Raw genomic sequence first — 26,643 nt, 5'->3', positions numbered from 1 at the left:
CTCCCCTCTCTATTCATGCGCTCCACGACGGCGACTCGGTCAATTCCGCGGCATTGACATGTGTTTCCGTCACCTTGACGCGGTGGACCGTGACATTCGACCAACCGGCTTCGGCGATGAATCCCGCGGTGACCCGGGCCAGCAGTTCGGATACGTTCTCGACCGTGGGCCACTCCAAACCGTGCGATGGGGCATCGAGGCCAAATCGAAAGAGCTTCGATCGCTCTGCGCGCAGTGCGGGCACAAGCGGGTCCGCGTGTCCGAGCATCGCGCCGTGATCAAGATTGGCGTCGATCCAGTCCCGCAGCCGCGCCTTGAGTATCCCGAAGTCGACGAGGATCCCTTCCTCGTTCAGTGCCCCGGCCACCGTAATCTCTGTCCACCAGGAATGCCCGTGCAGGTTGACGCACTTTCCGCCGAGGATGGGCAGCCGATGCGCGGTCTCGAAATTATGGCGCACCGTAACGGTCCGCGTCGTGGTGCGCCCACTAGCCTGGAATGGCACCAATTCCCTTGAACCAGAATGTAAGTCTCGTATTTGCGCAAGCTTGGCGACCTGCAACTTGCACCATGGTGACACCGGGCGGGTACCGGCGAGCACTTCGTCGCACAGCTGCGTCCACGGCAGCCATCGGTAACCGGCCACTTCGTCCGGGTTCAGAGTCGGGACCTCTGCGATCGTGCCCACATAGACCGGGCAGACTTCGTTCTCAACCACGCCGTTCTCCATGGCTGCCCGATAACGAAAGTCTGGCAGTGCCAGCTGCGGCGCTGACATCTGGACACCGAGCTCGTAATGCACCCGCTCAATGACCGATTCGGAGATATCCGCGCCCGGAGGCGGATGTCCGCAGCAGCTGTTGGACCAGAACCCCGGCCAGGTCCGCTTACTCCAGGCGCGTTGGGTAAGGAGCACGAACCGGTATGACGGATCAAACAGATAGCAGGAAAAGGCAAGGTGCAGTGGAGTGTTGTTGTCATGCACGGTCGCCTTGGGTGCGATGCCGCACGCGCGCCCCGCGTCATCCAGAAGCACCACGTCGTCAGTCATTGCTGCGCCGTTCCCAACGAATCGGCAAGGCGTCGCGAATGTTGACCATCGGCAGAGCCGCCCGCCACGTGGCCGGGTCGGGCAGTACTGGGCAGGCAAATCGTTGCATCAATGCCACCAGTGCTTCCTCCAATTCGATTCGGGCCAAGCCGGAGCCGAGGCAACGGAATATCCCACCACCGAAAATCAGTTGGCGCTTCTGGTGTTTGGCCAGAATGTCGAAGGTGCCCGCACCGTCATACGCTCTCGGATCCCGGGTCGCGCTCGGCGGGCAGAACATGATGAACTGGCCCGGTTCAAGGGTGAGGTCACGGTAGTCGATCCGCTCCGTGGCGAAGCGGAAAATCGCACGGATCTGCGGCGCAAAACGCAGCACCTCGTCGACCGCCTGGCCGATCAGATCCGGATTCCGATGAACCAACTCCCACTGCCGCGGGTGGCGGTGAAATGCGATCAGCGCCCGACCCAGCTGACGGGCCACCGATTCCTGACTGGCCCAGGCGATATCCAGGACAAGCCCCTCCGCTTCTGCCCTGCTCAGCAAGTTCGTTCGGGAAACCTCTGCGGCAAGGAACGATACGAAATCCTCACCAGCCTCGCGCAGACGAAACTCAAAGAGACCATGGATGTACTTCTTGAGCTGCTCAATACCCTGATCAATGATCGGCAACACCGCAGGCAGGTCACTCCACACGAACACCAGACCGGCATCCTTCGACACCAATCGGAACATCTCATGATCGCCATCCGGAACACCCAGCAAGCGCGCGATTGCCCCGCTGGCATAGGGGGATCCGAATCGCTCCGCGAAGTCGACGATCTCGTCGCCCGGCATATCCTGAGCCAGGTTCTGTGCCAATGTCCGCAACGCTGGGCGCAGCGCCTCCACTCGCTTGGGGCTCAAGCCCGGAGCGGCCACGGACCGTAGACGCAGGTGGTCTTCCTGTGGGGTGTTACGCACCGTCGCGATCCACCAGTCATACATCGGACCTGACGTGACCCCGTTCATACGCAGGAATCGGCGACCGTCAAGCCCCAGGCGAGGATCTTTGAGAAGCTCGGCGCATTCTTCATAGCGCAGAACAACCGGACCCTGTGGACTCTGCGCGAACCAATACTGCTCGCGGGCCCGATCAACCTCATCCGAGGCGAGATCGAAGTCCCGACTCAAGAGGTCGAGAAAGGGCACCGACGGTGCTGTAAGCATGGTGTTCTCCTGCGTAACTATCTGCTGATGAGGACGTAGGCGGCGGGTATCACGGTCGACCAGGCCAGAATTGGCGCATAGTACGGCAAGTACTTCGTGTATGAGCGCACCACGTCGACACCGTCGGCGACCGGCTTACCGATCACGCGCCGCAAGATGCTGGCGTTGACCCCCAACGCAATACCGACACCGAGTCCATACGGCGGCAGCGCCCACGAGAATCCGCCAAGCTCGAGCACCGCCCACGTGACCAGACCGGCGCCAAGACCTACCAGAACGGTTCCTAGCACGAACGCACGGGTAAGACCAAGAGCGCGAACAGAAGTAAGCACACCAAATTGCTCGTCCTCGGGAATGTCCTCGGCTGTTTTGGCCACCATCACGCCGTTGAGAGTCAGACCCATTCCGAAAATCGCCACAAGCGTGAACCATTCGATCGAGTACGGCAATGAACGAATGACGATCAGCCCAGGCACGATCGTGAGGGTGATGTTCAGCACGGGAATCTGCCAGATCCCCCGGCCTTTCAGCCGTAGCGGCGGCAACGAGTACTGGGTTCCAAAGAACAATGCCACCAGGCCAATACCAACCAGATCCCAGTGCCGGGTGGTGAACATCAGGTACAACCCGAGCGCTACGCAGAGCACAATAGTGGCGTTGATTTCACGCCGTACGCGCGTTTCACCCAAACCGAACACCGCAGTGGCCTGCCGCGACTTGTGCGCGAGGTCTTGGTCGCGGTCAGCCAGGCAGTTCACCATATTGCATATCTGTTCGCCCTGAATGACCAGCACCGCAGCAGCCAAGAATGGCAGGGACACTAGGTCCGTCCACGAATGTGCGCTGAGAAACCCGGCAACCAGAATGGTTGCGACGGTGCTGGAGAGGAACTCTGGACGACGGATGTGTACGGAGTACCGCAGACGAGTACGCCATGATGTCGGCGCCTCTTCGTGGGCGAGCTGAACCATTGTGTGATCACTCTCCTAGCGCGGGCATCCGTTGCGGTTATGCGACACGAGTCGCCATATGCTGAATGAGATTCGAAAATGCCTGGCGTGCAGGATTTTCCGGAAGTTGTAACAAGTGGCTCTGCGCCTGGCCGCCCAGTTCAACAAGCTTTTGTGCAGCGAGTTTCACTCCTTGCGCCTCATTAATGAGAAACAGTGCCTCATCGACGAGACGCGGGTCGTCGATCGGCCCGTGGAGTACCTCACGCAGCCGCCGGCCGGCAGGGCTGTCATCACGCATGGCATAGAGCATCGGCAGGGTGATGATCCCTTCCCGCAAGTCAGTACCGATGGCTTTGCCTGACTGCTCGAAATCAGAAGAGACGTCGATGATGTCGTCGGAGATCTGAAACATCGTTCCGAGCAGATCGCCAAATCGGTACAGACAGTCGACATGTTCCTTACGGGCACCGGCAAACTGCGCGCCCAACTGACCTGCGGCCGCAATGAGCACGCTTGTTTTGCGCCGAATGGTGATCCAGTAATGGGCCTCCGGATCTGACTCCGCAGGAGCCCCCATCGTCTCCTGCATCTGCCCCGCCACCAGCTCCGTGAAGGTCACACCGATGATGTCCATCGCATGCTCCCCCAAGGCGGCCGCGATCCGCAGTACACGACCAATCAGATAGTCGCCTGCGAGAACCGCGATCTTGTTGTTCCACATCGCATTCGCTGAATCCACGCCGCGGCGCGCCAGCGCGCCATCCATCACGTCATCGTGATAGAGCGTCGCCAAATGAGCGATCTCGATCATCGCCGCCGCTAGCACCACCTGAGGATCGTCGGCACCGGGTCCGAACTGCGCCGCCAGTAACGTGAACAGAGAGCGGAAGCGCTTCCCGCCTGCCCGCGAGAGATGCGACACTGCGTCCAGGACACGCCCGTCGTAGTCATCCAGCTCAATGGCGAACCGCCGCTCCACATCCTGGAGTCCTTGCCGCGCGATCTGTGTAAGCACCGGATCGCCCAGATCAATGCCGCCCACCAAGACGCCGCCGCTAACCGACATGGATGGCTCCCGTCAACGACCTTCTTGGGGATATCACCAGGCGCATACCATGTTTGGGGCGGAGCGTTATCTTCGACAACATCTCCACTCGGTGCCCGGAGTCGTGTTCGAACCGATAGTTCTGAATGAGCGCAGCCAACACCAGCTGGCCCTCCATCAATGCGAAATGCTTACCTATGCAGACATGGGGGCCACCGCCAAACGGCGCATACGCACGGTGGTGAACCCCAGCTGGTTTGTCTCCAATGAAACGAGCAGGGTCGAACTGTCCGGGGTCGCGCCACTGCTCGGGATCACGCCCGATATTGAAGACGCTGATCAGTAGCCGCGCGCCCTTGGGGATCCGATAGCCCCCGAGTACGGTGTCCTGACTGACCAGCCTCGGCAGGATTGGCGCAGAGGGATAGAGCCGCAACGCCTCGCTCACCACCTGCTGCACGTAGGGCAGGCGCGCCAGGTCATCAAGCGTGGGCAGGCGGCCGCCCAGCACGCTATCTACTTCCGCCTCCAGCACTTCGCGCGCATTGTCGTTCTGCGAGAGCAGATATAGCGCCCAGGTCAGGGTCTGTGCCATCGTCTCGTGGCCCGCGGCGAAGGTCGTGATCACCTCGTCCCGGATTTCGATATCGCTGAGCCCCTCTCCGGTGTCGGCATCCCGCGCATTGAGGAGCATGTCAAGCAGGTCACCTCCCGACCCAGGCCCCCGCCGCCGCGACCGAATCAGCCCATACACAAAATCGTCGAAAGAACCCATCAACTCCCGAAATCGCCGATTGGCCGGAGTCGGCACGACCAACGGGGGACTGAATGGATTCTGCTGCCGGTTGAATGCGTAGGTCAGGATCTCCTCGACCGATTCCGGTGTAACGATAATTTCAGCATCGGCTGCCCTCATGCCAAACATGCAGCGCGACACAATATCCAGGGTCGTCCGGGTGATGACTGGATGGATGTCCACGGCAGCTCCACTTCGGGAAACCTCCGCCAGATCGGCAAGCATGGCCTGCACGCACTCAACCATCGTGGAGTACATCCCCGCGATGCTGGGCCGCGAGTAAAGGGGTTGCATCATCCGGCGATTGCGTTTCCAGTGCTCATGGTCGGCGGTCGTCAACAACCCCTGCCCCAACACCAAACGCAGCGGGCTGGTGTTGCCGAGCTTGCCGTAAACAGCCGTGTTGGCAAGTACTTCGGCGGCAAGCTGGTGGTCCGAGACGCAGTAAACCTGCAATGGGCCAAGACGGTAGCGGACCACTCCCCCATAGCGTTCCCACCCGATCCGGGTCGCTTCGAGAATGTCCCGGCGGAACGCAGGGATGCTCCCTAACAGGGGGGATCCGGGAACTAGCGGCGCCAGCGGGCTGTCCGCCCATCCGCCATCGGCTGCATTAGCTGCAGATTTGTCCAGACGCGATCTCGAGAGCCTCATACAAGCAGCCTTCCACTATGGCGAGAACCACATGTCAGCATCCGTGCGATCTAAGTCACACGCCACTCGGGGAGGAACACTCCCACAATGTCAGCCGCCATCCAAGGGAATTTAATTTGCTGAATGGTGTGTCAATCGTCACTCCGCCGAGGCCTTGACAGCGGGATTTATCCATACTACAAGCGCTCTGATCGTCTCACTGAGTCGGCAACGCAATAGCACAAAACTAGATTTATGCCTATTTAGCTGTGTAAATGAGAAACTCACGATCGCAGGCGCAGCCGCCCTATGGCACCGGAATTTCTCGGACAACAGGGATAGCCCATTGGTTAGAAGTTGCTGATGACTCGGAAAAATAGTTACTGCCGCCGCGCCGACCCGCGCAATTGTGGCTAATGTCCGTATCCAGTCCTGCGTGATGAAAACCCAACAGGCTCCCCGCCTACCGGAGCACGTTACGCACACTCAGGGAAGCACTCGCCAAGGTCTCCTTTGTTGCTATAGCAATGGAGGAGACCGTCGTCGCCACGCCCGGGCTCGCACAAATCGGCACCCAGGAAAGACACCCGGGACCTAGAAGTCTTCGGGCACTCCGCCGTCGTCTTCGTCCTCCTCGTCGGCTCCCCCACCGCCACGGATCGAGGCCATCACGCTGCCGAGATCCTCGGGTTTCACCATGACCTCGCGCGCCTTGGATCCCTCACTGGGGCCGACGATTCCGCGCGTCTCCATCAGGTCCATGAGGCGGCCCGCCTTGGCGAAGCCGACCCGCAGCTTGCGCTGCAGCATCGAGGTCGAGCCGAATTGACTCGACACCACCAGCTCGACGGCCTGCAAGAAGGCGTCCATATCGTCACCGATATCGGGATCGACGTCGTCCTTACCGGGGCCGCCGCCGACCTTGGCGGCAGTCACGCCCTCGGTGTAGTCGGGCTCGGCCTGTTCCTTGGCAGCGTTGACGACTGCCGAGATCTCCTCGTCGGTGATGAACGCGCCCTGCATGCGGATGGGACGCCCCGCCCCCATGGGCAGGAACAATCCGTCGCCCATACCGATGAGCTTCTCGGCACCGGGCTGGTCCAGGATGACGCGACTGTCCGTCAGCGATGATGTCGCAAAGGCAAGGCGCGAGGGCACATTCGTCTTGATCAGACCAGTGACGACGTCCACCGACGGGCGCTGGGTTGCCAGTACCAAATGGATTCCGGCCGCGCGTGCCTTCTGGGTGATGCGCACGATGGCGTCCTCGACATCACGGGGCGCCGTCATCATGAGATCGGCGAGCTCGTCGACGACGGCGAGAATGAAGGGGTACGGACGATACTCACGCTGGCTGCCCAACGGTGTGGTGATCTCGCCGGAGCGCACCTTTGCGTTGAAGTCGTTGATGTGCCGGACCCGGCTGGCCTGCATGTCCTGGTAGCGCTGCTCCATCTCCTCCACCAGCCACGCCAGGGCGGCGGCCGCCTTCTTCGGCGAGGTGATGATCGGGGTGATCAAGTGCGGAATACCTTCGTAGGGCGTCAGTTCCACCATCTTCGGGTCGATCAGGATCATCCTGACCTCTTCCGGGGTGGCGCGTGCCAGCAGCGAGACCAGCATCGAGTTGACGAAGCTCGATTTACCCGAACCGGTGGAACCGGCCACCAGCAAGTGCGGCATCTTGGCCAGGTTGGCGGAAATGAAGTCGCCCTCGATGTCCTTACCCAGGCCGATCAACAGCGGATGGTGATCCCTGCGGGTCTCGGGTGCGGTCAGCACATCGGCCAGCCGCACCAGCTCCCGGTCGGTATTCGGCACCTCGATGCCCACCGCGGACTTACCGGGGATCGGCGCCAGCAGGCGCACGCTGTCGGTGGCCACCGCGTACGCGATATTGCGTTGCAGCGCGGTGATCTTCTCCACCTTGACACCGGGTCCGAGCTCGACCTCATAGCGCGTGACGGTGGGGCCCCGGTTGAAGCCCGTGACCGCGGCGTCGACCTTGAACTGCTCCAGCACTCCGGTGATCGCGGCGATCATGTCGTCATTGGCCGCGCTGCTCTCCTTCGGCGGGTCTCCCGCGATAAGTAGATCCAGGGAGGGCAGCACGTACGGGCCTTCGACTACCCGATCGACAACGGGCATCTGCGGTTTCGGCTTGGACTTCTTGGTCGGCTTGACCACAGGCACCGGCTTGGGTGCCGGTGCAGCGGGCGGCTCGGGGGCCGCGGCTGCGTCTTCCTCCAGCGGGTAGTTCTCCATCGGCGTTGCCCCGCGCGTGAATTCGCGAGTCGCCTCATAGTCGTCTTCCGGCTCCTGATCCTCCTCGTCCCAATCCGAGTCCAGATCTTCCTCATCCCACTCGTCATACTCGCGGGGAGAGAACATGTTTCGGAGCGTGTCCGGGACGTCGCGAATCGTGGTGCCCGTCAGCAACAGTACGCCGAAAACGATCGCCATCACGAGCAGCGGGGCGGCGATCCACGCGGTGAGGCCTTGCGCGAGCGGTCCGCCGATCACGAAGCCGACGAATCCGCCTGCGGCTGAGCGACCCTCGGGAGAATCGGGGGAACCCGCGAACAAATGCCACAAACCGAGGATCGGCAGCGCGACCATGGCGAAGCCCAGTAGCAGGCGCGGACGCTCCTCCGGGTACGGCTCGGTGCGCATCAAGAACACGGCGATGACAAGAGCGACGATCGGAACCAGCGCGACACCGGAACCCACGACCGCACGGAAGACATCGTCGATCCAGCCGCCGACCGGCTTGGCGGCGTGGAACCATGAGCTCGCACCCACCACGAAGGCCAGGCCCAGCAACGCTAGCGCGATACCGTCGCGCCGGTGCCCATGCTCGATGTCACGAGCCCGGCCCACCGACCGGAACAACGACCCGACACCATGGGCGCAGGCATGCCACCCCGTGCGCGCCCCGCGCCCCAACGCCACCAGCGGCGTCGTCCAGTGCTGGTTACGACGCTGATTGCGGCGGCGCGGTGCCGGACGACGGGTCGGCGCGGTGTTACGCGACCGGGGTCCCGATTTGGTGTTCCGGCTGCGCGAACGGCTGACAGTCTTACTCGCCATGGGCGACAGCCTAGTCGCAACAGTCACATCCGCACCATCTGCAACACGGCTAAAACCGCTAGTAAGCAAATGTTTTGTCACCTACGCGAGGCCGCCCTGAGACCGCCTCGTGACCTGAGAACCCGGCCTAGCGGTCTGGACGCGGCTTGGTCTCGCCCAGCCAGGACTGATTCGCGGCGATGTAGAACTGGTCGCCGTTGTAACTGCTGGCCGAATGACCCCGGAAGCAGTAAACGCCCTCGTCCTTCGTGACGGCACATTTGACGGCACGGTAGTTGAAGTAGTTACCCGGTGTGAGCACCGGCGGACGTGTCGCCGGAGTGAACTGCGGCTCGCTGGCCGTGTCGAAATGGGCACGCCAATCGCCCGGGAACCAGGCCACCTGGTTGGTGCCTACGGGTGCCCCGGGGAAGGAACCGTTGCATCCGAAGCTCCCGTCGATCCAGATCGCACAGGTCAACCCGCGCGGCGTCGCGAACCACGCCCCGTCCGTGTCATCACGCAGGAAGGGCTCGAAGTCGGCCTGTTTGAACTTGGTGATGTTGTTGACGTCGGGATACGGATTCGGGTCCCCCGAGATGTCCGGATCCGCCATCGCGGCGGCCGACGATCCGACGATAAATCCCAGCGTCAGCGCGATGATGCCCGCCAACCGAGTCCGCAGCCGCATTCCAACCCCTCCCGATATTCGTGGTTACTGAGTCAGCAAAATAGCGAGGCCGATTGTATTGACGCCGTCGACTCGGCGTGGGAAAACCGGCCAGACACTTGACAATGAGTGTTGCCAACATGCCCCGGTGCTCGCTAGCCTGTCCTCATGAGTGGCAACGGCGCCCTATCGACGACCAGTACGCACCCCAACGACTACTACTGGCGGGCAGGCATGGATCTACGCCCTGCACCTGCGCGCTTGCGATTCGATGCCATGTGGACTCAATCGCGCAGTGACATCCTGACCCCGTGGATGGACTTCCATGAGATCCCCCACGAGACGCCGCGCACCCGACTGCTCGCCGACCACCTCTGGCAGGGTGATGAACTGATGGACGCGGTCGTGGACCGCATCCGCAAGATGCCCGCTCGCCAGGGCCGGGCGATGCTCACCCGGGCCCTGGACCATGGCATTGAATCGGTCGAGAATCCGCCCGCAGAGTTTGTCGCGCTGTTCGAGCAACTCGACAATCCACCCGCGTGGTATGACCCGGCGCTCTGGGAACGCGGGCGCCAGTTGTGGAACAACTCCTCGCTGGCGGCCAAGTTCGGTATGGGCTTTGGAGATACCTTCGGCACGTTTGTGGGCGATGAGGTCGCCTACGCCACCGGCGCGACCGGCAGATTCGTCAACGACACCCTGCGCCGCAACCTGGAAACCACCGCGTGGTTCCGAAAGATGACCTATCGCGGTGCTCTGGAACGCTTTTCGCAGCCATTCAAGGAAACCGTCCTGGTGCGTCTGATGCACGCACAAGTACGTGCCGGACTCCGGCGCTCCTGGGGCGACGAACAATTCGCCCACCACGGCAACCCGATTTCCAATTCCATGATGATGGGGGCCGCGATGACCTTCGGGCTCATCCCGCCGCTGATCGACCATCAGCACGGCCGCACTCGTAGCATGGCCGATCTTGAGGCCGCCGTGATGTATTGGGCGTACATCGCCTACGTCTTCGGTGTAGCCGAGGAACTGATCCCCAAGTCCGTGACCGAGGGGATGGAGACGATGGACTACATGGTCGCCTATGCCGGTGGCCCCTCCGAATGGACCGACGTCATGATGAGTGCGGCATTCGGCTTCGTGGACAAGGGAGTTGCGGGACGCATTGGCCGGCTGGTCTTCACTCCGGTTCTCGGGATCGCCGCCTACTACGGCGGTGAAGATCTGGTGCGAGCACTCGTGCGCGCCACTCCCCTGCACGACGCCCGGCTGCAACCGTGGACCACGCTGACGGGCATAGCGGTGCACGCCAATGTCCAGTTCCGGCGCCTGACAGACAGACTGCCCGGCGCCAAACACCGTGCACGACAACGCAATGGCGAGCTGCTGTGGCGGTCGGCGACGGTGGTCAATCAGGCATTGGCCACGTTGGGCGGGATGACCGACACGTCGTACACCCACCACGATGCGACGGCGGCGACACCGGCGGGATGCCCGGTGCCGCACGCCCCACGCGTCAGCGCCTAATTCTGGGCGCCCAGCCAAGTCTTGCCGGGTGACACCATGAACTGGTTCGAGTAACTCGCATAGTTGCCGCCACCGGTGCAGTACACGTTGTTCTCCGGCGTCGTGGCGCAGCGGGTGCTGCCGAGTTCGATGTAGTTGTTGGCCGACAACACACGCTGTGCCTGCCCCGACGAGAACCGCGGCTGCCCTGTGTTATCGAAGTGCGCCGCAGACTCTCCCCTGAACCAGCCAACCTGGTTGGCGCCGCCGGGGGCACCCGATATGGCACCTGTGCATCCGAAGCTGCTGTCCTCCCAGATCCCGCAGTCCAGGCCGAACGGCGTGGAGAACCACAGGCCGGGCTTGTCGGCGATACGGAACCCCTCGAAATCCAGCTTGGCGTACTTGCTGGTATCCGGGTACGGATTCTTCGGCGGGTCCGCCGCAGCGGGCAACGCCGCCCCCACCGACATCGCCAAACCTGCTACCGCGCCCACCATCGCAAACCACTTTTGCGACATCGCTTGTACCTCCCCTGTTTCCCAGTATCGCTGCACTACGCATTTCGCGTGCAGTACCACTTGATAAATCATACACAAATAGTTAACTGAAAAGCCCATCCAAATAGGCGCAGCTACCTTTGAGCTTTCACCGTCCCCTCGCACGTAGATTCATCTATGGTCGGATACATGACCGAGAAGGTCTCCCGTCATGACTACTTCACTGCCGCGTTCGAACTACTGGCCGCGGGCGGGAAACCTGCGCTCACCACGACGGCGGTATGTCGAAGGATCGGCGTGACAACAGGCTCGCTGTACCACCACTTCGGCAGCGGCGCCGGCTTCTACCGGGCCGTCATCGACTACTGGGAGAACGACGTCGCTACCGCACAGCGCCGACGCGTAGACGAGGTAGCCAACCCGCGAGAACGGCTGGCCGTACTGGAACAAGCCGCGCGCGAAGCAGATCACGAGGTCGAGAAGGCCATTCGCGCCTGGGCGATGGCGGACCGCTATGTCGCCGCGGCACAGCACCGCGTGGACCAGGTACGGCACAAGCATCTGACCAAGCACTACATCGAGGCCGGGTTCGAGCCCGGCCGGGCGGACACACTGGCCCGCATCGGATTCAGTGTCCTGGTCGGGGCCCAACAGATCGGCACGCGTGTCGATCGCGAGCGTCTCAATGCCGCACTCGACGAGTACTCGGTCTGGGTCAATTCGTCGGTGCCAGTGGAGGCGACCACTTCCCCGTGACCTTGGTGTAGCGGGACATCAGCACGAGTGCTTGGTCGGGAAACAGTTCACGGGGGAAGGCTTCACGTGTTCCCGGCCGAGCCGAGAACAAGATGCCCACAGCGTTGTCGTTCACCACCACGTTCTTGATCTCGGCGTAGTCACGCAGGATCATGAGCCGAGTGGTCAGAAACGATTGCCCGAGTAGGGCATTCGTCGTTGGACGCAGTACCCAGAACGTGAAATCCGACACTCCGAACTCGGCGCGCTGCACCGTCCCGACAGGTATCGCCTGCATGGAAAGCCGAGTACGAAAGCGAATTCTCGACGCGATGAGGGCTGCCGCCGCAACCACGACGATCAGGATCACCACACCGGCGGGAACCGCAACAAAAACGAAGAAGAAGGCCACGTACAGCACGGCTACAACGAGCAGAATCCAGATGCCCCGTGAACGTGCCACCGTGTGGAGGGCCCCCTTTGCAAGTTTGCCCCGCCCGTCCTCGGTAAGAACAATTTCGGTGCGGATCGGTAGCCCTGTCGCAGGGTATTGATCGGTCATATCCCTCCCTTGATACCCGCACAGCCTATCGACCGACGGCCACTCGACACTGTTTCGGTACGGTGGAATTCGATCGACTCCCAACGACGAGAGGTGTTCCATGCCCACTGTGGTGGCGTTCCTGTATCCCCAGCCGGACAAGCGCGACGACGTTCGCACCGCGCTTCTTGAGACCATCCCCCAGGTCCACGACGAGCCGGGCTGCAATCTCTACTCGCTGCATGAGGCACATGATCGCTTCGTCTTCGTGGAATCCTGGGCGAGCAACGAGGCGCTGGCCGAACACGGGAAAGCGCCCGCCGTCACCGCGATGTTCGGCAAAGTAGGTCCGCTGCTCAGCCAAGCTCCGGAAATCGTTGTCGCCGAATCACTTCCAGCAGGCGATCCCGCCAAGGGCGATCTGACGCACTGATATGGGCAAGCTAGACGGCAAGGTCGCCTTTATCACCGGCGCGGCTCGCGGACAGGGCCGCGCCCACGCGATCAAGCTGGCTTCCGAGGGAGCCAACATCATCGCGGTCGATATCTGCGCACAGATCCCCTCGGTCGAGTACCCAATGGCGACCACCCAGGATCTCGACGTCACGGTCAAGGAGGTCGATGCCCTGGGGCGCGCCATCTCGGCGCACGAGACCGATGTGCGTGACCGGGCTGCGCTGCAAGCGGCCTTCGATGCCGGTGTCGAGGCCCTCGGGCCGGTCGACATCGTGGTCGCGAACGCGGGCATCGCCACCCTGACTCCCGAGAGCGGCGAGGAGGGCTGGACCGACGTGCTCGACGTCAATCTCACCGGGGTCTATCACACGATCGAGGTCGCCCGGCCGTCGATGGTGGAACGCGGAGCCGGCGGTTCGATCGTGCTGACCAGCTCGGTGGCCGGCCTGACCGGCATGGTGATGAACACCCCCGGCGGGCTGGCCTACACCGCCGCCAAACATGGGTTGGTCGGGCTCATGCGGTCCTATGCGAACATGCTTGCGCCACAAAATATTCGGGTAAACACGATTCACCCGGGAGGTGTCGCGACACCCATGCTGGTGAACCCGGTGACGGAGGAACTGTTCGCCAACGGCGCGCCCGAAGGTATGTCCGATACGGGCCACGCCTTGCCAGTGGTTCTCATGCCTCCCGAGGACATGGCCAACGCGGTGGCCTGGCTGGTGTCTGAGGACGCCCGGTACGTCACCGGTGTCGCGCTCCCTGTCGACGCCGGGTTCACCAACAGGCGCTAGACATGACACGGACAAACCCCGCAGCACAGACCGCATACGGCCCCATGGCCATCGTGGCGATCGAGCAGCACGAGCCGCGCGAGTCCCGGATCGTCGATGACGATCTGGCGGCACGGATCCTGCCCGCCGGATTGCGGTGGTTTGTCCGTGCCACGGCATGGACGGGGCTGCGGAAACTGTTGATCGGGCTCGGTGAACGAAGCGGCCAGGGCGCCTGGTCGATCTTCGTGTGTCGTAAGCGCTACATCGATGACCAACTCGCTTCGTGGACGGGCACATTGGAAGCGATTGTCAATCTGGGTGCTGGAATGGACACCCGGGGATGCCGGCTGGCCCGAGCCTCACCGATACCGGTGTTCGAGGTCGATCAGCCGGTGAATATCGCGGCCAAGCGGCGCGCGATCCAGCGGGCGGTCGGCACGCTACCGCCGTCGGTTCACCTCGTTCCTGTCGAATTCCAGCACGACAATCTGGCCGACGCGCTACGCCGGGCCGGGCACGATGTCACCGCCCGCACCTTCTTCATCTGGGAGGGCGTCACGCAGTACATTCCCGAGCCCGCGGTCCGGTCGACACTCGACTACCTGAGCACAGCGATACCGGGTAGCCGCCTCGCCTTCACCTATGTGCAACGCGATTTCATCGACGGTTCGAACCTGCACGGGAACACCATGCTGTACAAACGGTTTCGGATGCGCAGCCAGGTATGGATGTTCGGCCTCGCACCCGGTGCGGTGGCACCCCTGCTCGCCGAATACGGCTGGCGGGTGCTCGAGGATGTCAGCGGTGCCGATTTCCGGGAGCGTTATCTGATACCCGCCGGACGCGGCCTCTCGACGACCGAACTGGAACGGACCGTGCTCGCCGAAAAGATCTAGCCGACAGTCAGCACGGTCGGCACGATCATCGGCTGGCGACGGTACTTCTCGCCGACCCACTTGCCCACCACGCGCCGCACAGCCTGCGCGATGCGGCCGGTATCGGTAACCGACTGTTCGGCAAGTGAATTCAGCTCCGCAATGACGAGTTCGGTCACCGGGTCGAGTGCCTTGGCGTCATCGGAGAAGCCGCGCGAGAACAGCTGCGGCCTGCCGACGGTACGCCCGTCACTGCGCACCGCGACGGTGATCGCAATGAATCCCCCGCCACCCAGGGCCAGGCGCTCCCCCACAGTGGCATCGGATACGTCTCCGTCTACCAGACCGTCGACAAACATCTTGCCCACCGGTACCCGGCCGGAGATGCGGACGCGCTCATTGTGCAGGTCGACGCTCACACCGTTCTCCGCCAACACGATCCGGTCATCATCCACACCGGTCTTGACGGCAAGCCCCGCATTGGCGCGCAGATGCCGCCAGGTGCCGTGCACCGGCATCACATTGCGTGGCCGCACCGCGTTGTACAGGTAGAGCAGCTCTCCCGCGTAGGCGTGGCCCGAAACATGTACCCGCGCATGCGTGTTCGTTACCACCCGGGTGCCCACCTTCGCGAGGGAATCGATGACGCCGTAGACCGCTTCCTCGTTGCCGGGTACCAACGAGGAGGACAAGATGACCAAATCATCGGTGGTGAGTGTGATCTGGCGGTGGTCGCCTCGTGCCATTCGTGACAGCGCAGCCATCGGCTCACCCTGTGTACCGGTGGTGATCATCACAACCCGTTGCGGCGCAAGCTCGTTCGCAGCCTCCACGTTGATGAGATGGCGGTCATCGACATCGAGAAAGCCCAAATCGCGTGCGATGCCCATATTGCGCACCATCGATCGGCCCACGAGTGCGACGCGACGGCCGTGTGCCACCGAGGCGTCGATGATCTGTTGCACCCGCGCCACATTGCTGGCGAAACACGCAATGATCACTCGTCCGCGGGCGGTCTCGATGAGCCGGTTGAGCGTCGGGGCGATCTCACTCTCGGACGGGCCCACCCCCGGAATCTCGGAGTTGGTGGAGTCGACCAGGAAGAGGTCGACTCCGCGGTCTCCCAGCCCGGACAGTCCAGGTAAATCGGTCGGGCGGCGATCCGGGGGCAGCGGATCGAGCTTGATATCGCCGGTATGCAGGACGGTTCCGGCCTCGGTGTGCACGGCAATGGCGAGGGCGTCCGGAATGGAGTGGTTAACCGCGAAATACTCACATTCAAAGGCGCCGTGGGTGGACCGCTGCCCCTCGGCAACTTTCACGAACCGCGGGGTGATGCGGTGTTCCCGGCACTTGGCTTCGACCAGTGCCAGCGTGAAAGCCGAACCGACAACGGGGATATCGGGACGCATTTTGAGTAGAAATGGGATGGCCCCGATGTGATCCTCGTGCGCATGCGTGAGGACCAGCGCCTCGACATCGTCAAGGCGATCTTCGATATGGCGGATGTCCGGGAGAATCAGGTCCACGCCGGGCTCTTCATGGCCCGGGAAAAGCACTCCGCAGTCGATGATGAGCAGCCGGCCGCGCAACTCGAAAACCGTCATGTTGCGGCCGATTTCGCTGATGCCGCCCAGTGCCGTGACGCGCAGCGCACCATCGGCGAGCACTCCGGGCGCGCGCAGGTTCTCGGGTGGGGTGAGAGCCACCTACAACACCCCGGCAGCGCGCATATCCGCGGCCAATCCCTCGATCTGCTCCGGGCTCGGCGGGACATTCGGCAAGCGGGGATCGCCCACCTCGATGCCCTGCAACCGGAGTCCGGCCTTCACAGCTCCGACGGCGCCCAGACGCCTACAGGCCTCGGTCACCGGCGCGACCTGTGCATTGAGTTTGCGGGCGGTCTCGACATCGCCGGCGTTGTAGGCAGCGAGCAGCTCGCGCAGCGGACCCGCGACGAAATGCGATATGACGCTGACGAATCCGACTGCTCCCACCGACAGCCACGGCAGGTTGAGCGGATCGTCACCCGAGTAGTAGACGAGGTCGGTACCGGCGATGATCTGGGCGCCCCCGTGCAGATCGCCCTTGGCATCCTTGACCGCCACGATGTTCGGGTGTGCGGCGAGCTCACGGATGATGTGGAAGTCGATCGGGATGACCGAGCGCGGCGGAATGTCGTACAAGATGACGGGCACGTTCACCGCGTCGGCGACTGCGGTGAAATGCGCCAGTAGTCCCGCCTGTGAGGGCCGCGAGTAGTACGGCGTGACGACCAGCAGCCCATCGGCCCCGGCGGCCTCACACTCACGGGAGAGCTTGACGCTGTGGGCGGTGTCGTAGGTGCCAGACCCGGCGATGACACTCGCGCGGTCGCCCACGGCGGCCACCACCTCGCGCAGCAGTGTCAGCTTCTCGGCGTCGGACGTCACGGGAGACTCACCGGTGGTGCCGGAGAGCACGAGGCCATCGCACCCGGCGTCGACCAAGTGCGCGGCCAGCCGGACCGCGGTATCGACGTCAAGGGCGCCATCGGCATCGAAAGGAGTCACCATCGCGGTGAGCACGGTGCCGAGCCGCGTCACTGTTTCACCTGCTGTCACGGCATGAGAATACCCGCCGCAACCAAGTGAATATGCCGTGACCCGTGTGTCTTATCCCTCGTAAACCAGCGGGGAGATGGCGACCTCGGTGCCATCGGCGAGGTTTGCGATGTCGAAGTCGCCAAAGATCGACGGCGCCAGGTCAGCGAGCTGCCGCAGGCAGGCGATCGCCAGCCGGCGAATCTCCACGTCGGCGTGCTCGCTGGCGCGCATCGCGATGAAGTGCCGCCAGGCCCGGTAGTTCCCAGTGACCACGATGCGGGTCTCGGTGGCGTTGGGCAGTACCGACCGGGCCGCCTGTCGCGCCTGTTTGCGCCGTAACACCGCATTGGGGACGTCGGCGAGCTTGGATTCCAGCTTCTCCAGAAGCTCCACGTAGGCCGCACGGCTGGCATCGGTGGCCTTGCGCAGCAGCTCCACCAGCTCTGGATCGTCCTCGACGGCAGGCGGCAGCACCACGTTGGAATCCGCCTCGGGGACAAATCGCTGCGAGAGTTGCGAGTAGGAGAAGTGGCGGTGTCGGATCAGCTCGTGCGTGCACGACCGGGAGATTCCGGTGATGTAGAAGGTGACCGAGGCGTGCTCGAGCAGCGAGAGATGTCCCACCTCGATAACGTGGCGCAGATAGCTCTCGTTGGTGGCGGTGCGCGGGTTGGGCTTGGACCAGCTTTGATAGCAGGCCCGGCCTGCGAATTCGACAAGCGCCGGGCCGCCATCGGCATCGGTGCTCCAGTCGATATCCGGAGGTGCGATGAAGTCGGTCTTCGCTATCAGCTGCACGCGCAGCGGCACGATCTCTGCCACGCGCCACACCCTATCGGCGGTCGTGGCCAACCGATCACCGGCACAAGTCCGCCGACGGTCTCGAGATGCATTCCGCAACGCCCCAAGCTAGCTTTGACGTGTGCGCATCCTCGAATGGCAAACTGGCGATCGAGATGAGCTGCGGGGCTTCATCCGCCAGTACCTCGTCGCCGGCTTCTGGTCACGAGACCAGGTAGAAGAGTCTGTCGCCGAGTGGCTGGACGATTCCGGCCAGGTCGATCCGGACGAGGCGGCGGCACTGGTGCACGCGATGTGGAACGAACGCCTCGCCGAACAGGCGACGTGGGCCGACACCGGCGACTACGGCCGGCTCCAGTACACGTTCACCCAGCTGGAAACCGAGGGCATCCTCGCGCGCATGTGCTTCGCCTGCTGCAGAACCTGCGCCACCTCCGAGATCGACGGCGAGCGCACCATCAATCCGGACCCGCCCGATTGGTACGGCTACCACCAATGGGCGTACACGTATTTCCACGAGCAAGATGCGCTGCGCCTTGCCGCCGACAATCCGATTCTTTACTTGGGGTACAGCGCGTTTCGCGCCCACCCTGGGCTGCCGACAGGCCTGCTGGAGGCGTATCAGCGCGGCGACCCGGGCGCCGAGGCCCAGGTTCACGAACGTACCGATGCGGTCGTGGGCCGCCGCATTGTGCAGCTGGCGCAGCACTTCGGCCTGAACACGTCGTGGTCCGGGTCGGGGAAGGCCAGGATCGAAGTGCACGCCGATCAGTGGCGCAAACCGCTGCCGGTCGGCTCCCGGCCTGCCCGATAGGCGGCACCCTTTACGATCGGCCGGTGAGCTCCTGGACACTCGGACCCGAGCACGGCACGCTGACCCTGCGCACCGGCGTCACCGGGCGCGCGGCACGCATGGGTCACCGCCTCACGATCGTCATGGACTCCTGGACCATCTGCGTCGACGAAACCGACGGCCAGCCATCCTCCGCCCGCCTCGTTGTCGACGTGAACTCCCTGCGGGTCGACAGTGGCGAGGGCGGACTGACTCCGCTGACCGTGCCGGAGAAGGCGGTAGTGCGGGCCAACGCGCTGAAGACACTAGACGCCAAGCGATTTCCCACTATCGAATTCCATGCCGAGAAGATCACCGAGGCGGCCGAGGGCTACCGCATGCATGGTTCCCTGACCATTCATGGAGTAACCCACGTTGTCGATGTCGGCCTTGCCGTTGCCGAGGACGGCGACAGCCAGCAGCTGAGCCTCACCACGGAGGTATCACAGCGGGCCTACCAGGTGAAGCCGTTCTCGATGGCGATGGGATCGCTGAAGGTCACCGACCTGGTCACCGTGTCGTTCGAAGGATCCCGCCAAGAGGCTTGACCAGGTCACCGCGCTTCCCGACGGCGACGCCCTCAAGCCCCAGCCAAGACGCCATCGTGCGGAGCTGTTCGGCCAAAGGCCCGGCGATGCGCGACGGATCCTGCCCCTGTTCCGCGAACGCCCCGACGACATTGAGCGTCCCGGCCGTCCGGTCGGCCTTGAGGTCGACCCTGCCAACGAGATGCCCGTCGAGCAGAAACGGCCAGACGTAATAGCCAAACTGCCGCTTGGGTGCCGGTGTGTAGATCTCGATGCGATAGTGAAAGTCGAAGAGCCGCTCGACCCTGGGACGGAAGAAGATCAGCGGATCAAAGGGGCACAGCAGCGCAGTGCCCCGGTCGACGCGTGGAATCGTCTGCCCGGCAGCCAGATATGCCGGCGCAGTCCATCCGTCTACGACCACCTTCTCCACGTCGCCCGCGTCGGCGAGCGCGGCCAGTGCGGGTTTGATCTGTCCCGCCGAGAGCCGGAAGTAGTCGCGAATGTCAGTCTCGGTCCCCAAGCCCAGCGCGCGCACCGCGCGGCGCGTGAGTTCCAGCACTGCCTCCTCGTCGGAGACTTCGCGCTGGTAGATATCGGCGGGAATCACCTTGTGCGCCAGCTGGTAATGCCGCGAGAACCCAATACGTTTGTCGGTGGTCAGCTCACCCGAGGAGAACAGGGCTTCGGCGATCCACTTGGTCTCGCTACGGTCCCACCATGGACCCTTGCGGCTCGGTGCTTCTCTTTCTAGGTATGCCTCGATCTGTCCGGCCGTGCACGGCCCGAGCTCGGCGACGGCGGCGAGCACCTCGTCGACCAGGCGCGGATTCTCCTCGACAAACTTTCGCGCCCATCGCCCATGCCGATACTCACGCATACGCCATCGCATCAGCGGCCAGTCCTGGATGGACATCAGCGCCGCCTCGTGTGCCCAATACTCGATGAGCAGCCGTGGCACGCGCGCGCTGTGACTCCAGGCGGCGTCGTCGAGAAGCGTGCGATCGTAGGGCCCGAGCCTGCTGAACACCGGCGCATAGTGGGCGCGCACCGCGACCGACACCGAATCCAGTTGCAGCACCTGAATTCTGGAGATGATCTTGCGCAGGTGCGCGCGGGTTACCGAAGTCACGGGCGGTCCGGCGAAACCCTGCGCCGCGATCGCGACGCGACGCGCCTGCGCGATGTTCAACGTCGAGCGGCTCACCGGGCTCCCAGGAGGCGGGCCAACCAGTCGGGGCCGGACGGGTCAACCATCTCCCCCGAGCTGTCGACGACGCCAGGTACGCCGCCCAGGCCGTGGTCTGCCAGCTGCTGCTCATTGCCCGCCGTCCGTTGGCGATCGGCGTCGGTGACCTGAAGAGATGAAATCTCGCGCAGCACATCGCCCGTCACTCCGGCCCCGCCGGCAATGTCACTGATCTGCATATTGGTGAGGTTCCCGATGCCTTCGGCCGGTTGTCTTCGGAACATCTCACCGATGAAGCCCAGGATCACGGCGTCCGGGGCGCCGGACTCGTCGATCAGGAACAGGGCGGCCGCCGCCCGCGACGAGTAGTCGCCACTGGCCGAGATGGGGTCCAGAAAGCTCACCGGTCGATAGACCACCTGCAGCCGCCCTTCGGCGACATACTTCGTGATCTCCTCGCCGTATTCGGCTTCGAATCGCTGACAGAACGGGCATTGGAAATCGACGAACACGGTAATTCCCGCTGCCACGTCACCGGCACCGCCGACCGTCACGCCAGCGCCCTGACTGCTCCCCCAGCCCGCGGCTTCCGCGGGTGCCGATGCGGTTCCGTCGACGACGCGACTGCAGCCGGTGAGCATCAGCACCGCGGTGGCCATCAGGATGGCCACCCCGAGGAGCACACGCCTCACACGTCGACCTTCCGGTAACTCAGGAACTGGTATCGCAATCCGGATGCACTTGTCTGCCATTCACTTTTGTCACCAGCGCAATCCTCGACCACCCAGCTCTCGTCGAGCTCCGGCGCAAGGGCATCGCCCGGCACATCCGCGTCCACCACAGTCACCTCGCATCGCCGCGCCAAGGGCAGGAACAGCCGGTAGATCTCGCCGCCTCCGATGACCCAGGGAGCCTCATCGGAAGCAGCCAGCGCGGCATCGGCGCATCCGACGGCCAACGCGCCATCCGGTTCGAACAACGCATCCCGAGTCAGCACGATATTGGGCCGACCTGGCAGCGGCCGCACACTGGGGGGCAGTGACTCCCAGGTCTTGCGCCCCATGATCACCGTGTGCCCCATGGTGATTCGTTTGAAGCGCGCCTGATCCTCCGGTAGCCGCCACGGTATGGCGCCACCCGCACCGATGACGCCGTCACGGGATTGTGCCCAGATCAGCCCGATGGTTCCCGTCATACCGCGACAGGCGCCTTGATGGCCGGATGATGCTGGTAGTTCTCGACCGTGATGTCCGCATATTCGTAGTCGAATAGCGAATCACGCTGCGCCAGAATCAGTCTGGGATACGGATAAGGGTCGCGACTGAGCTGTTCGGTGACCTGCTCCACGTGGTTGTCGTAGATATGACAGTCACCACCGGTCCACACGAAGTCGCCCACCCCGAGCCCCGCCTGCGCCGCCATCATGTGGGTGAGCAGCGCGTAGCTGGCGATATTGAACGGAACACCGAGGAACAGGTCGGCACTGCGCTGATACAGCTGGCAGCTCAGCTTGCCGCCGGCCACATAGAACTGAAAGAACGCGTGACAGGGCGGCAGCGCCATCTGTGGGATCTCGCCGACATTCCAGGCCGAGACGATATTGCGGCGCGAATCGGGATCGGTGCGCAGTAGGTCGAGCGCAGCGCTGATCTGGTCGATGTGCTCCCCCGACGGGGTGGGCCAAGACCGCCACTGCACCCCGTACACCGGGCCCAGCTCTCCTGCCTCCGATGCCCACTCGTCCCAGATGGTGACGCCGTGCTCTTGGAGCCACCGGACATTGGATTCGCCGCGCAGGAACCACAGCAGTTCGTAGATCACCGATTTCAGATGCACCCTCTTGGTGGTGATCAGCGGGAAGCCGTCGTCCAGGCGGTACCGCAGCTGGTGGCCGAAGACGCTGCGAGTGCCGGTGCCGGTGCGATCCGACTTCGGTGTGCCCTGGTCGAGCACGAGACGCAACAGGTCCTCGTAAGGAGTGGGTACGGGCACGCAGCTAGCTTACTTCGCGGCTACGACGATCCCCGGTCCCCGACGCACCGAGAGCACCCGGCACACAGCACCTCCTACTGTTTGGCAAGTGCTTCCACTCGCGCGACGATGTCTGCGCGCAGCGCGCCCGCCTGTGCATCGGTAAGCGATCCGGCGGGGAATTTGCACACGATGGTGAACTCGTCGCCGATGGAGTAGACCTCGTAGCGGGATGCCTGCGGCACGGATGCACCACCCGTGTTCGTGGTTCGCGGTGTGGTCAGCTGGGCGTCGAAGTCTTCCAGGATCAGGTCCGTCGGCAAGGACGGGATGGGCAGAATTCCAGGATTGGTGATCCGGATGAATGGCCCGAAATGGCCCGCCAGGAATCCGTCACCGATGTGGTGCACGCTTTGCAGCAGAAATCCGCTGTCAATATCCTCATTGATTTGACGCGCCACGTCGGCGCCGATGCGCACAGGGTCATCGTTCACGCGGACCGTCACTTGGCTTCGCGCGATCATGATTCCGTTGGCAATCTCACCGAGTTCGGCGGGAGGTGTCAGGTGCTTGCGGTAATCCACGAGCGATTCGAATCCCAGGTTCACCGGCTCGTCGTCGCCGGCAGGGATCAACGCGCGTTCCGCGAGTGCGATGACACCGGTGATGAGCGTGTTCACGGTCGTGTGACGTTGCCGCGCTGCCGCACGTAACGCGGCGGATACCTCTGAATCGAAGCGTTGCTTCCACCCCAGCACGGTTCGCGGCGCGGTGGGGCCTTTCGGCTGCTGGCCGCCCCAGACCGTGGCACCGAACCAGTGTTTGTCCGGAAGGGCCGTTCGCCGCAGGCCCCGACCCTCCATTGCGGATTCCGGAGAAACGGGCATCGGCTGGCGCTGCGTTTGGGGAGCCTCGCCTGTCATCACGATCCGGGTATAGAGCTCCCACAATTCGTAGAAGTACACATAGGTCAGGCGTGCGTCCGCGATCGAATGATCCACTCCCACCGCGACCGCGCTGCCGGCTTCCCGCGGATGGACCAGGACCGCGAACGTTCCGTCATCGAGCGAGAGCACTGGCAGTGTTGCGACATCATCGAGCGGCTCAGCCCGCACGGACACCACGGAGGCGCGGACGGACTCGGTGGTGACCCGAAAGCGGCGGCCGACGGGATCGACCCGTGCCGCAAGGAAAGGGTGCTTGCGTTGTAAGGCCGTCGCTGCCGCACTCAATGCGGCCACGTCCAGGCCACCCCGCAGCCAGGCCACGTACCAGATGGTCGTGTACTTGCGCAGGTGGTTCAATTCCGACTCTGCCGCCGAGAGCATCCGCTGAATGTCAACGGTTTCGGCCGTGCGTAATGTGGCGTTCAAGGCGAATTCCGATTTCGTATGGACTGAATAGACAAGCCATACTCTATGTCCACCAGGTGGATATTCCGAATATCCAGAGATTCGGCTTTATTAATATCGCGTAATCTCCGATGGCCGATTTAACAGACTATTCCGAATATGACAGATTCGAATTTGCCACCGGATGACAAGCCCGCCGGCTATGGGGTTTCCGAGGATCCCTGAGATCGATGTCGCAATCTTCCGCCCAGGACCTGCAGGCCTCGCAGCGTCGTGCGCAGTGCATAGAAGCCTGCCACTAGGGTCAACGCCAGCATCACCAGGAACATGACCAGCCAGTTGGTCCGGGTGTGCTCGATGTTCCACCAGATCACGGTGAACAGAACAGCCCCGACGAACACCAGGATGTCGCGCCAGCTGCCGCCGTAGGAGAGAGCGGCCTCGCGCAGCGAACGGCCCCGATCGGTGCTGGCGATCAGATCGTCGATCCGGTGATCGATGGTGCGCTGGAATGCGGCACGACGTTCGGTCTGCTCCTCGGGAATGCGATCGAGCAGATCGAGGTCTTTGGCGATCAACGCGCGGAAGTCCGGGGGCTTGAGATTGCCGGCTACCGCTCCCAGCAAGGCACCCCCGGCGATGGGTGCGGCCCCCAGGGCGAGTTCAGCAAGTCCGGGCATGCCAGTCTCCTCAGTGCATCAAGATCGCGGCGAGCGTGCCGCCAAGGTTATAGGCCTGCTCGCGCACGGATGCGTCGATCGGCCCAACCACCTCAAGCACATCGGCCGCCTTCTCCAGCGCCAGCCCGGTCGCGATCTTGTCCACCGCGGACGCCGCGCCCACCGTGTCGTTGTTGCCGTGCACCCACAGGCCGTAAGGGCGTGCGGCGACATGGTCCAGGCTCGGGTAGTAGACGGTGTCGAAGAAATGCTTGAGGGCACCGGACATGTACCCAAAATTCGCGGTGGTGCCGAACAGGTAGCCGTCGGCGTCCAGCATGTCGGGGATCGTCGCGGCAAGAGCGGGCCTGGTGACCACCTCGACCCCGGTGATGTCGGGGTCCGTCGCACCCGACAGCACCGCATCCAACAGCTCGCGGGTAGCCGGTGACGGGGTGTGGTGCACCACCAGCAGACGGCTCATCCGGCCGCGTCCTGCTGCATCTGCACGGCGGTGCGCATGGTCTCGCGCGCGCGGCCCCGGTCCCCTGCATAGTCATACGCGCGCGCCAGCCGGTACCACCCCACCCAATCGTCGGGTTCTTCCTCGACCTCTGCCTTCACGGTCGCGAAGAGTGCATCGGCGTCCTCGCGATTGACGCGCCCCGACGGCGTCCTGCGCAGGGTGCTCACATCGAGATCACGCCCCATCTCTGTGGCGAGGCCTGCGAGACGCTGATGTGCGAAACCCGCACGGAGAGTGGCGATCATCGCCCACAGACCAATGAACGGAAGAATCAGCACGCCGATACCCATGCCGATCGCCGCGGGCTTCCCGGCCTGGATCAATGCGACACCCATCCGACCCAGGATCAGGAAGTACGCGATCATCGCCGCGCACATGAGCGCGATGAGGATCTTGATCCGGGCTGCGGCGGACACTACAGCTCCAGCAGGGGCTCGATGCCGATCGTGAGGCCGGGCCGAGCCGCGACATTACGCACCGCCAACAGCACACCCGGCGCAAAAGACGACCGGTCGATGCTGTCGTGGCGGATGGTCAACGTCTCACCGGTGGTCCCGAACAGCACCTCCTGATGGGCGACGAGTCCGGCGACTCGCACCGCGTGCACCCGTACCCCATCGACATCGGCGCCGCGAGCTCCCTCGATACCTGTGCTGGTGGCATCGGGGCTCGGCGGCAATCCCTTGCGCGCCTCGGCGATTAAACGTGCCGTTCGCGTCGCTGTCCCCGAGGGAGCGTCCGCCTTGTTGGGATGATGCAGCTCGATGACCTCCACCGATTCGAAGAATCGGGCGGCCTGCTGGGCGAATTTCATCGACAGCACGGCACCGATCGCGAAGTTCGGGGCAATCAGCACCGCCGTTCCCGGGCTGTCCGCCAACCAACCACGCACTTGGTCCAACCGCTCGTCGGTGAAGCCGGTGGTGCCCACAACGGCATGAATACCGTTGCCTATCAGGAATTTCAAATTGTCCATGACGACGTCGGGATGGGTGAAGTCGATGACGACGCGTGCCGCAGTGAGCGCCTCCAGCGAGTCGTCCTTGTCGACGGCGGCCACCAGGTCCAGATCGTCCGCCGCCTCAACGGCCTCACACATGGCCTGGCCAACCTTGCCCTGCGCTCCGAGCACTCCGGTCGCGATATTAGTCACGCCGGTCACCCTAATCCTCGGCGCTAAGACGGCAGATGCGGCGCCCGACTATGCGTGCCGAAACCGACGGCATCAGGACGCCCATGTTGCCGAACCGGCGGAAGTTCACCGGGACGCCACTCGGCATCTACTCGAGCTACGAAATGTCTATCACTCGATCGATTTGCCAGGCACCGATGTCAACTCCTGGTTGAGCCTTTTTTTGGGTGCGCAATCGGGTGTAATC

Annotated in this window: 28 protein-coding genes; 7 read left to right on the top strand and 21 right to left on the bottom strand. The window is 63.3% G+C overall.

From position 1 onward, the window contains the following. Window positions 1–13: 13 nt before the first annotated feature. The 7 genes from idi to AC5Y5C_RS16570 all read right to left on the bottom strand — a co-directional run bounded on the left by idi (window position 14) and on the right by AC5Y5C_RS16570 (window position 9,445). A complete protein-coding gene (idi, locus tag AC5Y5C_RS16600; protein ID WP_499974123.1) occupies window positions 14–1,051 on the bottom strand; it encodes an isopentenyl-diphosphate Delta-isomerase in 1,038 nt (345 codons plus the stop codon). Next, window positions 1,044–2,258 carry a cytochrome P450 gene (locus AC5Y5C_RS16595; protein ID WP_499974121.1) on the bottom strand — a complete coding sequence of 405 codons (1,215 nt, stop codon included), beginning with the start codon at window positions 2,256–2,258 and terminating at the stop codon, window positions 1,044–1,046. Before AC5Y5C_RS16595 ends, idi begins: the two co-directional genes overlap by 8 nt. 17 nt (window positions 2,259–2,275) lie before the next feature. After that, window positions 2,276–3,229 (bottom strand): prenyltransferase, encoded by a 954-nt coding sequence (locus AC5Y5C_RS16590; RefSeq protein WP_499974118.1) that lies wholly within the window; start codon window positions 3,227–3,229, stop codon window positions 2,276–2,278. Between the two features lie 37 nt (window positions 3,230–3,266). Continuing rightward, window positions 3,267–4,277 carry a polyprenyl synthetase family protein gene (locus AC5Y5C_RS16585; protein WP_499974115.1) on the bottom strand — a complete coding sequence of 337 codons (1,011 nt, stop codon included), beginning with the start codon at window positions 4,275–4,277 and terminating at the stop codon, window positions 3,267–3,269. Next, window positions 4,267–5,706, bottom strand: coding sequence for a cytochrome P450 (locus AC5Y5C_RS16580; RefSeq protein ID WP_499974112.1), 1,440 nt, complete (start codon window positions 5,704–5,706; stop codon window positions 4,267–4,269). Before AC5Y5C_RS16580 ends, AC5Y5C_RS16585 begins: the two co-directional genes overlap by 11 nt. Window positions 5,707–6,279: 573 nt before the next feature. Continuing rightward, a complete protein-coding gene (locus AC5Y5C_RS16575) occupies window positions 6,280–8,775 on the bottom strand; it encodes an FtsK/SpoIIIE family DNA translocase (RefSeq protein WP_499974110.1) in 2,496 nt (831 codons plus the stop codon). Between the two features lie 127 nt (window positions 8,776–8,902). Next, the gene (locus AC5Y5C_RS16570; protein WP_499974108.1) at window positions 8,903–9,445 is read right to left on the bottom strand and encodes a hypothetical protein; all 543 of its coding nucleotides are present in this window, start codon (window positions 9,443–9,445) and stop codon (window positions 8,903–8,905) included. A gap of 147 nt (window positions 9,446–9,592) precedes the next feature. Between AC5Y5C_RS16570 and AC5Y5C_RS16565 the strand changes: the two genes are divergently transcribed. Continuing rightward, a complete protein-coding gene (locus AC5Y5C_RS16565; protein WP_499974104.1) occupies window positions 9,593–10,957 on the top strand; it encodes an oxygenase MpaB family protein in 1,365 nt (454 codons plus the stop codon). Here the strand turns inward: AC5Y5C_RS16565 and AC5Y5C_RS16560 are convergent. Beyond that, window positions 10,954–11,457 (bottom strand): hypothetical protein, encoded by a 504-nt coding sequence (locus AC5Y5C_RS16560; protein ID WP_499974099.1) that lies wholly within the window; start codon window positions 11,455–11,457, stop codon window positions 10,954–10,956. The two genes, AC5Y5C_RS16565 and AC5Y5C_RS16560, sit on opposite strands and share 4 nt — an antisense overlap. 168 nt (window positions 11,458–11,625) lie before the next feature. Between AC5Y5C_RS16560 and AC5Y5C_RS16555 the strand changes: the two genes are divergently transcribed. Then, window positions 11,626–12,192 carry a TetR/AcrR family transcriptional regulator gene (locus tag AC5Y5C_RS16555; RefSeq protein WP_499974097.1) on the top strand — a complete coding sequence of 189 codons (567 nt, stop codon included), beginning with the start codon at window positions 11,626–11,628 and terminating at the stop codon, window positions 12,190–12,192. On the opposite strand, the gene AC5Y5C_RS16550 is transcribed toward AC5Y5C_RS16555, so the two are convergent. After that, entirely contained in the window at window positions 12,152–12,733 is a 582-nt protein-coding gene (locus tag AC5Y5C_RS16550) for a hypothetical protein (protein WP_499974093.1), read from the bottom strand. The two genes, AC5Y5C_RS16555 and AC5Y5C_RS16550, sit on opposite strands and share 41 nt — an antisense overlap. 100 nt (window positions 12,734–12,833) lie before the next feature. Between AC5Y5C_RS16550 and AC5Y5C_RS16545 the strand changes: the two genes are divergently transcribed. Genes AC5Y5C_RS16545 through AC5Y5C_RS16535 form a run of 3 tightly spaced genes read left to right on the top strand, consistent with a single transcriptional unit; the run spans window position 12,834 to window position 14,843 of the window. Beyond that, window positions 12,834–13,145 (top strand): putative quinol monooxygenase, encoded by a 312-nt coding sequence (locus tag AC5Y5C_RS16545; RefSeq protein ID WP_499974090.1) that lies wholly within the window; start codon window positions 12,834–12,836, stop codon window positions 13,143–13,145. A gap of 1 nt (window position 13,146) precedes the next feature. Then, entirely contained in the window at window positions 13,147–13,965 is an 819-nt protein-coding gene (locus AC5Y5C_RS16540; RefSeq protein ID WP_499974088.1) for a mycofactocin-coupled SDR family oxidoreductase, read from the top strand. A 2-nt stretch (window positions 13,966–13,967) separates the two neighbouring features. Further along, window positions 13,968–14,843: an SAM-dependent methyltransferase gene (locus tag AC5Y5C_RS16535; RefSeq protein WP_499974085.1), complete on the top strand. Its 876-nt coding sequence runs from the start codon at window positions 13,968–13,970 to the stop codon at window positions 14,841–14,843. On the opposite strand, the gene AC5Y5C_RS16530 is transcribed toward AC5Y5C_RS16535, so the two are convergent. From AC5Y5C_RS16530 to thyX, 3 genes are all read right to left on the bottom strand, one after another. After that, window positions 14,840–16,531, bottom strand: coding sequence for a ribonuclease J (locus AC5Y5C_RS16530; protein WP_499974084.1), 1,692 nt, complete (start codon window positions 16,529–16,531; stop codon window positions 14,840–14,842). The genes AC5Y5C_RS16535 and AC5Y5C_RS16530 overlap by 4 nt on opposite strands. Then, complete coding sequence (gene dapA / locus AC5Y5C_RS16525) at window positions 16,532–17,407, bottom strand: 4-hydroxy-tetrahydrodipicolinate synthase (protein ID WP_499974648.1); 876 nt, start codon at window positions 17,405–17,407, stop codon at window positions 16,532–16,534. 69 nt (window positions 17,408–17,476) lie between these two features. Further along, entirely contained in the window at window positions 17,477–18,229 is a 753-nt protein-coding gene (gene thyX / locus AC5Y5C_RS16520; RefSeq protein ID WP_078287659.1) for an FAD-dependent thymidylate synthase, read from the bottom strand. A gap of 100 nt (window positions 18,230–18,329) precedes the next feature. On the opposite strand from thyX, the gene AC5Y5C_RS16515 reads away from it, so the two are divergent. Then, a complete protein-coding gene (locus AC5Y5C_RS16515) occupies window positions 18,330–19,022 on the top strand; it encodes a DUF6891 domain-containing protein (protein ID WP_499974081.1) in 693 nt (230 codons plus the stop codon). 23 nt (window positions 19,023–19,045) lie between these two features. Continuing rightward, complete coding sequence (locus AC5Y5C_RS16510) at window positions 19,046–19,588, top strand: YceI family protein (protein WP_499974079.1); 543 nt, start codon at window positions 19,046–19,048, stop codon at window positions 19,586–19,588. Here AC5Y5C_RS16510 and AC5Y5C_RS16505 read toward each other — a convergent pair. The 9 genes from AC5Y5C_RS16505 to dapB form a co-directional block, all read right to left on the bottom strand. Continuing rightward, a complete protein-coding gene (locus AC5Y5C_RS16505) occupies window positions 19,551–20,774 on the bottom strand; it encodes a winged helix-turn-helix domain-containing protein (protein ID WP_499974077.1) in 1,224 nt (407 codons plus the stop codon). The genes AC5Y5C_RS16510 and AC5Y5C_RS16505 overlap by 38 nt on opposite strands. Further along, window positions 20,771–21,415 (bottom strand): DsbA family protein, encoded by a 645-nt coding sequence (locus AC5Y5C_RS16500; protein WP_499974644.1) that lies wholly within the window; start codon window positions 21,413–21,415, stop codon window positions 20,771–20,773. The genes AC5Y5C_RS16505 and AC5Y5C_RS16500 overlap by 4 nt, the downstream gene beginning before the upstream one ends. Before the next feature lie 29 nt (window positions 21,416–21,444). Then, the gene (locus AC5Y5C_RS16495) at window positions 21,445–21,951 is read right to left on the bottom strand and encodes a dihydrofolate reductase (RefSeq protein ID WP_499974074.1); all 507 of its coding nucleotides are present in this window, start codon (window positions 21,949–21,951) and stop codon (window positions 21,445–21,447) included. Beyond that, a complete protein-coding gene (locus AC5Y5C_RS16490; protein WP_499974072.1) occupies window positions 21,948–22,748 on the bottom strand; it encodes a thymidylate synthase in 801 nt (266 codons plus the stop codon). The genes AC5Y5C_RS16495 and AC5Y5C_RS16490 overlap by 4 nt, the downstream gene beginning before the upstream one ends. A 74-nt stretch (window positions 22,749–22,822) precedes the next feature. Then, window positions 22,823–24,100 (bottom strand): phthiocerol/phthiodiolone dimycocerosyl transferase family protein, encoded by a 1,278-nt coding sequence (locus AC5Y5C_RS16485; protein ID WP_499974070.1) that lies wholly within the window; start codon window positions 24,098–24,100, stop codon window positions 22,823–22,825. A 179-nt stretch (window positions 24,101–24,279) separates the two neighbouring features. After that, window positions 24,280–24,759 (bottom strand): hypothetical protein, encoded by a 480-nt coding sequence (locus tag AC5Y5C_RS16480; protein WP_499974068.1) that lies wholly within the window; start codon window positions 24,757–24,759, stop codon window positions 24,280–24,282. 10 nt (window positions 24,760–24,769) lie between these two features. Continuing rightward, window positions 24,770–25,222 (bottom strand): flavodoxin family protein, encoded by a 453-nt coding sequence (locus AC5Y5C_RS16475; protein ID WP_499974067.1) that lies wholly within the window; start codon window positions 25,220–25,222, stop codon window positions 24,770–24,772. Beyond that, window positions 25,219–25,680: a hypothetical protein gene (locus AC5Y5C_RS16470; RefSeq protein WP_499974065.1), complete on the bottom strand. Its 462-nt coding sequence runs from the start codon at window positions 25,678–25,680 to the stop codon at window positions 25,219–25,221. The genes AC5Y5C_RS16475 and AC5Y5C_RS16470 overlap by 4 nt, the downstream gene beginning before the upstream one ends. Further along, entirely contained in the window at window positions 25,680–26,408 is a 729-nt protein-coding gene (gene dapB / locus AC5Y5C_RS16465) for a 4-hydroxy-tetrahydrodipicolinate reductase (RefSeq protein ID WP_499974640.1), read from the bottom strand. The genes AC5Y5C_RS16470 and dapB overlap by 1 nt, the downstream gene beginning before the upstream one ends. Between the last annotated feature and the right edge of the window lie 235 nt (window positions 26,409–26,643).

The organism is Mycobacterium sp. NGS15 (assembly GCF_059813245.1).
This window is presented reverse-complemented; position numbering and strand designations above follow the sequence as displayed.

Bases quoted from the DNA above. Each gene is read 5' to 3' on its own strand.
- AC5Y5C_RS16585 (WP_499974115.1), bottom strand. From the start codon at position 4,277: ATGTCGGTTAGCGGCGGCGTCTTGGTGGGCGGCATTGATCTGGGCGAT.
- AC5Y5C_RS16535 (WP_499974085.1), top strand. From the start codon at position 13,968: ATGACACGGACAAACCCCGCAGCACAGACCGCATACGGCCCCATGGCC.
- AC5Y5C_RS16475 (WP_499974067.1), bottom strand. From the start codon at position 25,222: ATGAGCCGTCTGCTGGTGGTGCACCACACCCCGTCACCGGCTACCCGC.
- AC5Y5C_RS16560 (WP_499974099.1), bottom strand. From the start codon at position 11,457: ATGTCGCAAAAGTGGTTTGCGATGGTGGGCGCGGTAGCAGGTTTGGCG.
- AC5Y5C_RS16480 (WP_499974068.1), bottom strand. From the start codon at position 24,759: ATGCCCGGACTTGCTGAACTCGCCCTGGGGGCCGCACCCATCGCCGGG.
- idi (WP_499974123.1), bottom strand. From the start codon at position 1,051: ATGACTGACGACGTGGTGCTTCTGGATGACGCGGGGCGCGCGTGCGGC.
- AC5Y5C_RS16575 (WP_499974110.1), bottom strand. From the start codon at position 8,775: ATGGCGAGTAAGACTGTCAGCCGTTCGCGCAGCCGGAACACCAAATCG.
- AC5Y5C_RS16590 (WP_499974118.1), bottom strand. From the start codon at position 3,229: ATGGTTCAGCTCGCCCACGAAGAGGCGCCGACATCATGGCGTACTCGT.
- AC5Y5C_RS16495 (WP_499974074.1), bottom strand. From the start codon at position 21,951: ATGACGGGAACCATCGGGCTGATCTGGGCACAATCCCGTGACGGCGTC.
- AC5Y5C_RS16540 (WP_499974088.1), top strand. From the start codon at position 13,147: ATGGGCAAGCTAGACGGCAAGGTCGCCTTTATCACCGGCGCGGCTCGC.
- AC5Y5C_RS16565 (WP_499974104.1), top strand. From the start codon at position 9,593: ATGAGTGGCAACGGCGCCCTATCGACGACCAGTACGCACCCCAACGAC.
- AC5Y5C_RS16580 (WP_499974112.1), bottom strand. From the start codon at position 5,706: ATGAGGCTCTCGAGATCGCGTCTGGACAAATCTGCAGCTAATGCAGCC.
- AC5Y5C_RS16595 (WP_499974121.1), bottom strand. From the start codon at position 2,258: ATGCTTACAGCACCGTCGGTGCCCTTTCTCGACCTCTTGAGTCGGGAC.
- AC5Y5C_RS16555 (WP_499974097.1), top strand. From the start codon at position 11,626: ATGACCGAGAAGGTCTCCCGTCATGACTACTTCACTGCCGCGTTCGAA.
- AC5Y5C_RS16545 (WP_499974090.1), top strand. From the start codon at position 12,834: ATGCCCACTGTGGTGGCGTTCCTGTATCCCCAGCCGGACAAGCGCGAC.
- AC5Y5C_RS16550 (WP_499974093.1), bottom strand. From the start codon at position 12,733: ATGACCGATCAATACCCTGCGACAGGGCTACCGATCCGCACCGAAATT.
- AC5Y5C_RS16500 (WP_499974644.1), bottom strand. From the start codon at position 21,415: ATGGCCACCGCGGTGCTGATGCTCACCGGCTGCAGTCGCGTCGTCGAC.
- AC5Y5C_RS16570 (WP_499974108.1), bottom strand. From the start codon at position 9,445: ATGCGGCTGCGGACTCGGTTGGCGGGCATCATCGCGCTGACGCTGGGA.